General features: G+C 64.1%; 10 protein-coding genes. 9 read left to right on the forward strand and 1 reads right to left on the reverse strand.

All coding sequences use genetic code 11. From position 1 onward, the window contains the following. From VLE48_04410 to VLE48_04450, 9 genes are all read left to right on the forward strand, one after another. On the forward strand, positions 1-634 hold a 634-nt coding region (locus VLE48_04410), incomplete at its 5' end, for an NADH-ubiquinone oxidoreductase-F iron-sulfur binding region domain-containing protein (protein ID HSA92230.1). A 4-nt stretch (positions 635-638) separates the two neighbouring features. Further along, positions 639-1,082, forward strand: a complete 444-nt coding sequence (locus VLE48_04415) for a hypothetical protein (GenBank protein HSA92231.1) — start codon at positions 639-641, stop codon at positions 1,080-1,082. 6 nt (positions 1,083-1,088) lie between these two features. After that, a complete protein-coding gene (nuoG, locus tag VLE48_04420) occupies positions 1,089-3,455 on the forward strand; it encodes an NADH-quinone oxidoreductase subunit NuoG (protein HSA92232.1) in 2,367 nt (788 codons plus the stop codon). 32 nt (positions 3,456-3,487) lie between these two features. Continuing rightward, positions 3,488-4,540 (forward strand): NADH-quinone oxidoreductase subunit NuoH, encoded by a 1,053-nt coding sequence (nuoH, locus tag VLE48_04425; protein ID HSA92233.1) that lies wholly within the window; start codon positions 3,488-3,490, stop codon positions 4,538-4,540. A gap of 1 nt (position 4,541) precedes the next feature. Then, complete coding sequence (locus tag VLE48_04430; protein ID HSA92234.1) at positions 4,542-5,036, forward strand: NADH-quinone oxidoreductase subunit J; 495 nt, start codon at positions 4,542-4,544, stop codon at positions 5,034-5,036. Then, positions 5,036-5,338, forward strand: coding sequence for an NADH-quinone oxidoreductase subunit NuoK (gene nuoK, locus VLE48_04435; protein HSA92235.1), 303 nt, complete (start codon positions 5,036-5,038; stop codon positions 5,336-5,338). Before VLE48_04430 ends, nuoK begins: the two co-directional genes overlap by 1 nt. Then, a complete protein-coding gene (nuoL, locus tag VLE48_04440) occupies positions 5,335-7,302 on the forward strand; it encodes an NADH-quinone oxidoreductase subunit L (GenBank protein ID HSA92236.1) in 1,968 nt (655 codons plus the stop codon). The genes nuoK and nuoL overlap by 4 nt, the downstream gene beginning before the upstream one ends. Continuing rightward, a complete protein-coding gene (locus VLE48_04445; protein HSA92237.1) occupies positions 7,299-8,825 on the forward strand; it encodes an NADH-quinone oxidoreductase subunit M in 1,527 nt (508 codons plus the stop codon). The genes nuoL and VLE48_04445 overlap by 4 nt, the downstream gene beginning before the upstream one ends. Then, positions 8,822-10,306 (forward strand): NADH-quinone oxidoreductase subunit N, encoded by a 1,485-nt coding sequence (locus tag VLE48_04450; GenBank protein HSA92238.1) that lies wholly within the window; start codon positions 8,822-8,824, stop codon positions 10,304-10,306. Before VLE48_04445 ends, VLE48_04450 begins: the two co-directional genes overlap by 4 nt. 8 nt (positions 10,307-10,314) lie before the next feature. Here the strand turns inward: VLE48_04450 and VLE48_04455 are convergent. After that, positions 10,315-10,602, reverse strand: a 288-nt coding sequence (locus VLE48_04455; protein ID HSA92239.1) for a hypothetical protein, incomplete at its 5' end; no start/stop codon positions are given.

Consider the following 10,602-nt stretch of genomic DNA (forward strand, 5'->3'; position numbering starts at 1 on the left):
GAAATGGTACGCCGACCTGGGCACGCCCAAGAACGGCGGCACTCGACTGTTCTGCCTCAGCGGCCATGTCAACCGGCCGGGCGTTTACGAACTGCCGCTCGGCTACAACCTGAAGAAGATGATTCACGAGGTCGCGGGCGGTGTGCCCAACGGGCGCAAGGTCAAGGCCGTGGTGCCGGGCGGCTCTTCGACGCCCATCCTCGCCGCCGAGGAAATCGACGTCGCCATGGACTTTGATTCACTGGCCAAGATCGGCACCTTCCTGGGGTCGGGCGGCGTGGTGGTCGTCGACGACGCCACCTGCATGGTCAAGTTCGCACAGCGCATCATCGGCTTCTACCAGCACGAAAGCTGCGGCTGGTGCATCCCCTGCCGCGAGGGCACGGACTGGCTCAAGAAGACGCTCACCCGCTTCCACGCCGGCGGCGGATTGAGGAAGGACATCGACAACATCCAGTACCTGGCTGAGAACATGCTGGGCCGCACCTTCTGCCCGCTGGGAGATGCTGCTGCCATGCCTATCATTTCCATCGTCAAGAAGTTCCGGAAGGAATTTGAAGATCACCTTGAAGGAAGACCGTGTCCGTATGAGGCGCACGGCGCAATCGAGCGGTTGTCAGTATTGAGCCATTAGAGTCATGCCCAAGCATTGCGAGAATGTAAGCAGCAGGTTCAACGATCTCGACCTGCACGACTCCAAGTTGCTGGGCGTGCATCTTGTTCGGGACGCTTCCGAGCGGGTAGACGACGTGGTTCTAGATATCCGCCTTCGTCCGCAGCAGGGAGAATCTGCGTGGAGAGACGTGCAGTTGCGATTCAGAGATTGCACCATCCTCAAGATGAATCTGGACTTGGACGGAAAGCGGGTGTGCGCTGACGATATTGCCACTAACTTATGCTCGTCCGATTCGCCTCTGAGGGAAGAACTGGAAAGAGGACAGCTTAAGTATGAGAAGGAACCACTGGCTGATTACCTGCTCTTCCAAATCCAATTGATTCACCCCGGTGGCGAAATCGACCTCTTTGCGAGAGATTTTGAACTGCAGCAAACTGCAAACCCCATGGTCCCAGAAGGCAGTTAGCCCGTTATGGCTGAGGTAACATTTACCGTCGACGGTCACAAGCTCACCGTCCCGCCAGGGACGCTGCTGATCGAGGCCTGCAAGAAGGTGGGCATCGAAGTGCCCTCCTTCTGCTACTACCCCGGCCTTTCGTTGCAGGCCGCGTGCCGCATGTGCCTGGTCGAGATCGAGAAGATGCCCAAGCTGCAGACCGCCTGCACCGTGGTGGTCACCGAGGGCATGGTCGTCACCACCGACAGCGAGAAAGTGCATCAGGCGCGCAAGTCGATGCTCGAGCTGCTGCTGGGCAATCATCCGCTCGACTGCCCCGTTTGCGACGCCGGCGGCGAATGCGAACTGCAGGACATGACCTTCAAGTACGGCGCCGCCGAGTCGCGCTACATGGAGGCCAAGCTCCACAAGGAAGAGCAGCAGTGGTCGCCGGTGGTGTTCTTCGACCGCCCGCGCTGCATTCTCTGCTACCGCTGCGTGCGCGTGTGCGGCGAGGGCATGGACGTATGGGCGCTGGGCGTGCAGAACCGCGGCGTGCATTCCGTCATCGCTCCCAATCAGGGCGACCACCTGGAGTGCGAAGAATGCGGTATGTGCATCGACATCTGCCCGGTCGGGGCGCTCACCTCCGGCGCCTACCGCTACAAGACGCGCCCCTGGGAGATGCAGCACGTCTCGACCATCTGTACCCACTGCGGCGATGGCTGCAAGACCACGCTCGGAGTGCGCCGCGCTTCCAGCGGACTTGAGATCGTGCGCGGCGACAACCGCGACAAGAGCGGCATCAACGGCGACTTCCTCTGCATCAAGGGCCGCTACGCGTTTGACTTCGTCCAGCACCCTGACCGGCTGCGCCAGCCGCTGCTCCGCAAGGACGGGCACCTGCAGCCCGTCTCCTGGGAGCAGGCGCTCGAAACCGCAGCCCGCCGCATACGCGAGGTGCGCGACTCCGACGGCGGCCCGGCCATCGGCGTGATCGGCTCCACGCGCACCACCAACGAGGAGAGCTACCTGCTCCAGAAGTTCGCCCGTTTGGTGTTGGGCACGAACAACATCGACCACCATCGCACGGCGGACTTTCCGGCATTCTCCGCTGCCCTCGCGGGCCGCCCCGGCGCAACCGCTTCCATGCGCGACGTCCTCCACGCCTCCGCGATCCTGCTCATCGGCGGCGACCCCACGGAGCAGCACCCGCTGCTGGCCTGGAACATCCGCACCAACGTGCGCCTGCATCGCGGCCGGCTGCACGTGGTCAACGCCGCGGAGATCAAGCTGCGCCGCCAGGCGGCAAGCTTCACAGCGATTAACCCCGGTTCCGAAGGCCGCTTGGCCGCCTTTCTCTCCGGCGATGACTCCGCCGCCGACTCGCTCCTGGCCGCGTCCACAACGCGCGACGACCTGCACGCCCTGCGTGACAAGCTCCGCGCCGAATCCGGTCTTGTGGTCATTTTCGGCTCAGAGATCCGCGGCGATGCCGTCTCCACCCTGGTTCGCTTCGGCGCTTCTGTTCCCGGGGCGAAGTTCATCTGCCTGGCCGATTACGCCAACTCCCGCGGCGCTGCGGATCTCGGCCTCTATCCCGGTCTGCTGCCCGGCTACGCGCCGGTAGCGACGGACGGCCGCTTCGCCGGGGAATGGGGCGCACCGTTACCGACCACGCCCGGCCTCGCCATCCCGCAGATGGTCGAGGCGGCGTACGCGGGCAGGCTAAAGGCGCTCTACGTTGTGGGGGCGAATCCCGTGGCGCGTTTCCAGATCGACCCCTTCGCGTTGCGCAACACCTTCGTCGTGGCGCAGGAAATGTTTCTTACGGAGACGGCGCTGCTCGCCGACGTGGTTCTGCCCGCGGCCTGCGCTTACGAAAAGTCGGGCACGTTCACCAGCACCTGCGGCGACTTGCAGGCGCTCAGCAAGGCGGGCGATTTTGCCGGCGCCAAGCCCGATTTCGAGCTCATCGTACGCCTCGCCGATGGCATGGGCTTCGACGTGCGCCGCCTGGTGCCAGTTGCAGCGAACGACGGCACGCGCGCCGATATGGGTCAGTCACGCGGCGCGCAATCCGGCGAAGCCGATCGCCACGGCGTTTGGCTGCGCTCGCAGGGCCTGGAGCCTCGACTCAGCCCGCTCGATCCGGCCGCGATTCTCGACGAGATCCAGCGGCTGGTTCCCGGCTACGCCTTTTCGCGCGCCAACCTGCTCGCCGGAAACGACGTGCATCTCGATTCCGTGGAGCGCGGCGCCGGAGGCGCCAGCCGCTCCGACCTTATCGTGCCCGCTGCCGATTCGCTGTTTACCTCGGGCACGCTGGGCCGCTACTCGCGTGCGCTGAACTCGGTGATAGAAAATCCGCGCCGGGCGGCGCAGCAGGAGGCCGCAGATTGAACGCGGCCGGCCGTATCCCTTAAGCCAAACGTATGGACTGGACGACCTACATCGCGCTCAGCCTGGGTAAGACAGTGGTTTTCTTTGTCATCCTGCTGACCGCGGTCGCCTACACCGTGCTGCTGGAGCGCAAACTGGTGGCGCGCATCCAGAACCGCTGGGGACCCACGCGCGTCGGCCCCTTCGGCCTGTTGCAGCCGCTGGCCGACGGGCTGAAGTTCATCCTCAAAGAAGACCTCATCCCCGGCAACGTGTACAAGCCGCTGTATGTGCTCGCGCCCATGCTTTCGCTCACCGTGGCGCTGATGGCCATCGCGGTGATTCCGGTCGGTGAGAACGTTCGCCTTCCCGGCCTCGGCTTTGAAACTCCGCTTCAGATCACCGACATCAACATCGGCCTGCTTTTCCTCCTGGGCGTCACTTCCGTCGGCGTGTATGGCGTGGCGCTCGCCGGCTGGTCGTCGAATTCCAAGTACTCGCTGCTGGGCTCGCTTCGCGCCAGCGCGCAGATGATCAGCTACGAACTCTCGCTCGGCCTGTCCCTGGTCGGTGTCCTCATCCTCTCCGGTACGCTCAGCCTGCGCGGCATCGTGGACGCGCAGTCCGGCACATACTTTGGCTTCATTCCGCGATGGAATATCTTGTCGAGCACCTTTCCTCAGGTCCTAGGCTTTTTCATCTATCTGACCGCCGCTTTTGCCGAGACCAACCGCATCCCGTTCGATTTGCCGGAGAGCGAGACGGAACTCGTGGCCGGCTACCACACCGAGTACAGCGCCATGAAGTTCGCCATGTTCTTCATGGCCGAGTACATCAACATGTTCACCGTGAGCTGCGTGGCCACGCTGCTCTTTTTCGGAGGCTGGCACGGGCCGGTGTTTGGGCCGCCAGCGTTGCAAGCGGTGCTGCCGCTCCTCTGGTTCGTCGCCAAGGTTTTCTTTTTCATCTTCCTGTACATCTGGATCCGCGGCACGCTGCCGCGCTTCCGTTACGACCAGCTGATGGCCTTCGGATGGAAGGTGCTGCTGCCCCTGGCGCTGTTCAATGTGATGGCCACCGGGCTGGTCGTGGCGTGGAAAGGCTGAGATGCTGCATCAGGCGCTGTTCTTCATCTTCGCCATCGTCGCCGTCGCGGGTGCGGTAAACCTGCTGGCGCAGCGCCATCCCATTAACAGCGCGCTCTCCCTCATCGTGGTGATGGTGTCGCTCTCGGTGCTGTACCTGATGCTGGGCGCGGAGTTCGTCGCCGCCGTGCAGGTCATCGTCTACGCCGGGGCCATCATGGTGCTCTTCGTGCTCACCATCATGCTGCTCAATGCCGGCGAGGAGGAGCGCACCGACGGCAGCCGGGTGGCGGCGCGCTTCGGATATCCTGCCGCCGCGCTGTTCGTGGTTCTGATGACCTGGGTAGTGACGCGCTACGGCAGCGCCGTACCCATCCACCTGGGAGAGTTCCTGGGCTCCACCCAGGACGTCGCCCGCCTGCTCTTCCGTGAATTCCTGCTGCCGTTCGAGGTCACCTCGGTGCTGATCCTGGTGGCCATCATGGGCGCGGTGGTGCTGGCCCGGAGGGAGCCGTAATGGTCCCTATCTCCTGGTACCTGGTGCTGAGCGCCATCCTGTTCGGGCTGGGCGCCGCCGGCTTCCTGCTCAAGCGCAACATCATCACCCTGTTCATGTCTATCGAGCTGATGCTCAATGCTGTGAATCTTTCCTTCGTTGCCTTTGCCACGCAGTGGAAGGCGCTGAGCGGCCATGTGTTCGTGTTCTTCGTGATGGTGGTGGCGGCGGCGGAAGCGGCCGTCGGGCTGGCCATCATCATCTCGGTCTTTCGCACCCGGCAGACGCTCAATGCCGATCGCGTGAACCTGCTGAAGCTATGAAACTCTGGCTCATCCCGCTGCTGCCGCTCGCCGGGGCTCTGATCAACGGCCTTTTCGGTCGCCGTTTCCCGAGCCGGGCCGTGACCGCCGTCGCGCTGGCCGCTTCGGGAGCTTCTTTCGCGTGGTCGCTGCGCGTCGCGGCGGCCTTCGCCCAGCTTCGGCCTGACCAGCTTCCCTACTCGGAAACGCTCGCCGCCTGGCTACAGGCGGGCGCCTTCCGTGCCAACTTCGCCTTTTACCTCGACCAGCTCTCGCTGGTCATGATTTTGGTCGTCACCGGCGTCGGCTTCCTCATCCACGTCTATTCCGTCGGGTACATGGCCGGTGACGGCGGCTACTACCGCTTCTTCAGCTACCTGAACCTGTTCCTGTTCTTCATGCTGACGCTGGTGCTGGCGGACAACTACCTGCTGATGTTCGTAGGCTGGGAAGGCGTCGGGCTGGCGTCGTATCTACTGATTGGTTTCTGGTTCCACAAGGATTCCGCTGCCTCCGCCGGCAAAAAGGCCTTCATCGTCAACCGAATCGGCGACTTCGGATTCCTGCTGGGCATATTCCTCATGGTGAGGGCTTTGGGCTCGGTGCAGTTCGCCGAGGTCTTCCCCGCCGCCGCGCGCCTGGGCACCGAGGCCACGCCCGGCGTGCTCACCGCCATCGCCCTGCTCCTGATGATGGGCGCCTGCGGCAAATCGGCGCAGTTGCCGCTTTACGTCTGGCTGCCGGACGCCATGGAAGGTCCCACACCCGTTTCCGCGCTCATCCACGCCGCCACCATGGTCACGGCAGGCGTCTACATGGTGGCCCGTTCCAGCGCCATCTTCAGCCGCTCGCCGGAAGCTTTGATGGTGGTGGCCATCGTCGGCTGCCTGACGGCGCTGTTCGCCGCCACCATCGGCATGGCTCAGTTCGATATCAAGCGCGTCCTCGCCTATTCCACCATCTCGCAACTGGGCTACATGTTCCTGGCCTGCGGCGTCGCCGCCTATTCCGCCGCCATCTTCCACCTGATGACCCACGCCTTCTTCAAGGCGCTGCTCTTCCTGGGCGCCGGTAGCGTCATCCACGCGCTCTCCGGCGAGCAGGACATGCGCAACATGGGAGGCCTGCGCAAGCACGTTCCCTGGACCTTCGCCGTGATGACCGTGGCCACGCTCGCCATCGCCGGCGCACCCTTCCTGAGCGGATTCTTCTCCAAGGACGAGATCCTGTGGCGCGCCTACTCCAGCCCCTTCGGCAGCCCCATCCTGTGGGGGGTCGGATTCTTCACCGCAGGCCTCACCTCGTTCTACATGTTCCGCCTCTGGTTCATGACCTTTTTCGGCGAGTTGCGCTCCGCCCCGTCTGCGCACGGGCATGGGTCGCACGACGACCACGACGCCCACGGTTCCATCCATGAAAGTCCCTGGGTCATGCTGGCCCCGCTCGTGATCCTGGCGGTGCTTGCGGCGGTTGGCGGCTACGTGGGAGTGCCGCACGCGCTTGGCGGTCACAACTACTTTGAGAAATTCCTGGAACCCGTCTTTTCAGCCGGGTTGCCTGAGGTCCCCGGAGGCCACGGCGACGACGCCACGCTGGAGCGTGGCCTGACGCTGCTTTCCGTGCTGGCGGGCGCAGTCGGTTTCTTGCTCGCCTGGCTTTTCTACTGGAAGAGTCCCGGACTGCCGGAGCGAATTACCGCCTCAGTGGGTGCGCTGTATCGCGCCGTGGCCGGCAAATATTACGTGGACGAAGGTTACGACGCCGTCTTCGTCCGGCCCGTGGTGGAGGGCTCTACCAACATCCTGTGGCGCGGCATTGACGTCGCTCTGATCGATGACTCGGTCAACGCCCTCGCCTCCGGCGCCCGCAGCGTATCCGGAGCCTTCCGCCGCATGCAGTCCGGCAACCTGCGCTCCTACGCGGGATGGGTCGTCGCCGGCGCTGCGCTCATTCTCGCTTACATGGTCTGGATGGCTGTGCGATGAACAGCTTCTACCATCACGGCTTCTACCACAGCATCCTCACGCTGATCACGTTTGCTCCTTTGGCCGGAGCCATCCTGCTGGCTCTGCTTCCCCGCCGGGATGAACTCATCCGGCGAACCGCGATGGTGATCTCGGCGGTGACGTTTGTGCTCTCGCTGCACCTTCCCGCCTACTTCGTGAGCAGCCGTCCCGGCTTCCAGTTCGAGGTGGATATCCCCTGGATCGCCAGTCCCAACATCCACTACCACCTGGGCGTGGATGGCATCTCGCTCTGGCTGGTCGTCCTCACCACGTTTCTCACGCCCCTGTGCGTGCTGGTTTCCTGGAAATCGGTGCACGAGCGCGTGAAGGAATTTTTCGTTCTCCTGCTGGTGCTCGAGACCGCGATGATCGGCGTCTTCCTGGCCCTTGACCTTTTCCTCTTCTATTTCTTCTGGGAAGCGGTCTTGATTCCCATGGCGTTGCTCATCGGCATGTACGGCCACGAACGCCGGGTCTACGCCGCTGTGAAGTTTTTCCTGTACACCGCCGTGGCTTCGGTGTTCATGCTGGCCGCCATCATCTGGCTCTACGCGCAGACCGGCAGTTTCGATTACGCCACCATCCAGCAGGCCATCCAGCGGGAGCAGATTCCCAACATCTGGAGCGCGGCCGAATGGCTCTTCCTGGGCTTCTTTGTGGCCTTCGCCGTCAAGGTCCCGCTTTTCCCGCTGCACACCTGGCTGCCGGACGCGCACGTGGAAGCGCCCACCGCCGGTTCCGTGCTGCTGGCCGGCGTGCTGCTCAAGATGGGCACCTACGGCTTGTTGCGCTTCAACGTCGGTCTGTTCCCGGCACAGTCACGCGAGCATGCGGGATGGATCGCCGCCCTGGCCATCATCGGCATCATTTACGGCGCGCTAGTCGCCATGGTGCAGCCCAACCTGAAAAAACTGGTGGCCTACTCCTCGGTCAGCCACCTCGGCTTTGTGGTGCTCGGCATCTTCAGCTTCACCCAGGCGGGCGCCGACGGCGCCGTCTACCAGATGCTCAACCACGGCGTATCCACCGGCGCTCTCTTCATGCTGGTGGGCATGCTCTACGAGCGCCGCCATACTTTCGAGATCCGGGACTTCGGCGGGTTGGCCACGCCCATGCCCGCCTACGCCATGCTCTTCCTGGTGATCACGCTCTCCTCCATCGGACTGCCGCTGCTCAACGGATTCATCGGCGAGTTCCTGGTGCTGCTGGGAGCTTTCCAGGCCAAGACCGCCTGGGGCGTGCTGGCCGCCACCGGAGTCATCTGGAGCGCGTGTTACATGCTCTGGATGTATCAGCGTGTCTTCTATGGTCAGGTCACCGCGGAGGTCAACCGCTCCGTTCCTGACCTCGACCTGCGCGAGCGCGTCTCGCTTTGGCCCCTGGCGCTGGCTGCCCTGGTCATGGGCGTCGCGCCGCTCTACTGGATGCGCGCCATCGATCCTGCCGTCCAGGCCGTGCTGGCTCCCATGATGCCCGCGCTGTTGCAGGTGCTGACGCCATGATGCGACTCGCCGCCTTCGCCCTGTTCGAGAACACTCCGTTCTCGTTGAGTGCGGCGGACTACGTCGCCATCCTGCCGGAGCTGGCCCTGACTGTCTTTGGCATCGCGGTGATGATGGCGGAGCCGCTGCTGCCTGCCGGGCGCAGCCGCCGCCCCTTGGGCTTGCTGGCGCTGGCCGGCGCTCTGCTCTCTCTGGTGGCCAGTGTCTACCAGTCGTCCTCGCCCGGCCTGGGCTTCTTCGGCATGGTCGAGGTGGATTCTTTCAGCGTCTTCTTCCACTTCCTGATTGCCGGCATCGCGACGCTCGTCATCCTGACTTCGCTCGATTACCTGGAGACCGAGCAGATCCGCGCGGGCGAATTTTATGGGCTGGTGCTGCTGGGCGCTGTGGGCATGCAGTTGATGTCTTCCGCCATGGAGCTGGTGCTCATCTTCATCGCGCTGGAGATTTCCTCCATCTCCACCTACATCCTGGCCGGATTCCGGCGGCGCGTCGCCGCAAGCGCCGAGTCCTCGCTCAAGTATTTCCTGCTGGGTTCCTTCGCCACCGCCTTCTTCCTCTATGGCGTGGCGCTGATGTTCGGCGCTACCGGCTCCACCTACATCCCGGCCATCGCGGCTTCGCTGAAGGTGGAGCATGTGCCCACGCTGGCCTACGTTGCCGTGGCGCTCATGTTCGTCGGCCTGGGATTCAAGGTCGCGTCGGCGCCCTTTCACGTCTGGACGCCGGACGTCTACGAAGGCGCGCCCGCGCCGGTCGTGGCCTTCATGTCCACCGCGCCCAAGGCTGCGGCGTTTGCCGTGCTGGCCCGCATCCTGCTCTCCACCGGTGCGCCGGGATGGTTCTGGCTCATCTGGCTCTCTGCTGCGCTCACCATGACCATCGGCAACCTGGGCGCGCTGGTGCAGAACAACGTGAAGCGCCTGCTCGGCTACTCCTCCATCGCCCACGCCGGCTATCTGCTGGTGGCGTTCGGCGCCGCCCCCGACCTCGGCATCCGCGCCGTGCTCTTCTACACCGCCGCCTATGCCTTCATGAACGTAGGCGCGTTCGCCGTGGTCAGCCATCTGGCCGGCGCCGGAGAGCGCTACGTCTCCGTGGACGACTACGCCGGGCTCGGCCGGCGCTCGCCCGTCCTGGCTGCCGCCCTTACCCTGTTCCTGCTCTCGCTCATCGGCATCCCGACCACCGGCGGCTTCTTCGCCAAGTTCTACGTCTTCGCCGCCGCTCTGAAAGCGAACCTGGTCTGGCTGACCGTGATCGGCCTGGTGAACAGCGCGATTGCGGCCTACTACTACCTGCGTCTGATCGTGGTGATGTACATGCGCGACCCGCGCGAAGAAATGCCCGCTGTGACCATCCCGGCTCCGCTGGCCGCTGTCCTTACGCTGACGGCCGCGGCGACTCTCTACCTCGGAATCCTGCCCGGCCGCGTGCTGGATTTCGCCGCCCGCTCCGCCGCCGACATCCTGCGCTTCTAGCCCGCGAACTACTCCACGGCCATGGCGATGTCTCGGCGCTCAAACACCCACGACGCCGCCAGCCAGAACACGATTGTCTCCACTACGGCTACGGCAACCCCGCCCCACCCCGGACTCCATGCCGGATCATAGGAAAAGTGCATGGCCGAGGCGCTCAGCGAATACACCGGGATAGCGTTCGCCCAGGCCGCGCCCAGCATGCGCTCCAGCGCGGCGGGCGCCGCGATCACCAGCGCTGTGGCGGCGGTCGCCGGCAACGGATCGAGAAAAGTCGCGAAGAACAGCGCAATCGCCGC

Source organism: Terriglobales bacterium (genome assembly GCA_035454605.1).
Classification (GTDB): domain Bacteria; phylum Acidobacteriota; class Terriglobia; order Terriglobales; family Acidobacteriaceae; genus DATMAB01.

What these genes read in the sequence shown, in the direction of transcription:
- VLE48_04450 (HSA92238.1), top strand. Translation starts at nt 8,822, where the DNA reads ATGATGCGACTCGCCGCCTTCGCCCTGTTCGAGAACACTCCGTTCTCG.
- VLE48_04445 (HSA92237.1), top strand. Translation starts at nt 7,299, where the DNA reads ATGAACAGCTTCTACCATCACGGCTTCTACCACAGCATCCTCACGCTG.
- nuoH (HSA92233.1), top strand. Translation starts at nt 3,488, where the DNA reads ATGGACTGGACGACCTACATCGCGCTCAGCCTGGGTAAGACAGTGGTT.
- VLE48_04415 (HSA92231.1), top strand. Translation starts at nt 639, where the DNA reads ATGCCCAAGCATTGCGAGAATGTAAGCAGCAGGTTCAACGATCTCGAC.
- nuoL (HSA92236.1), top strand. Translation starts at nt 5,335, where the DNA reads ATGAAACTCTGGCTCATCCCGCTGCTGCCGCTCGCCGGGGCTCTGATC.
- nuoG (HSA92232.1), top strand. Translation starts at nt 1,089, where the DNA reads ATGGCTGAGGTAACATTTACCGTCGACGGTCACAAGCTCACCGTCCCG.
- nuoK (HSA92235.1), top strand. Translation starts at nt 5,036, where the DNA reads ATGGTCCCTATCTCCTGGTACCTGGTGCTGAGCGCCATCCTGTTCGGG.
- VLE48_04430 (HSA92234.1), top strand. Translation starts at nt 4,542, where the DNA reads ATGCTGCATCAGGCGCTGTTCTTCATCTTCGCCATCGTCGCCGTCGCG.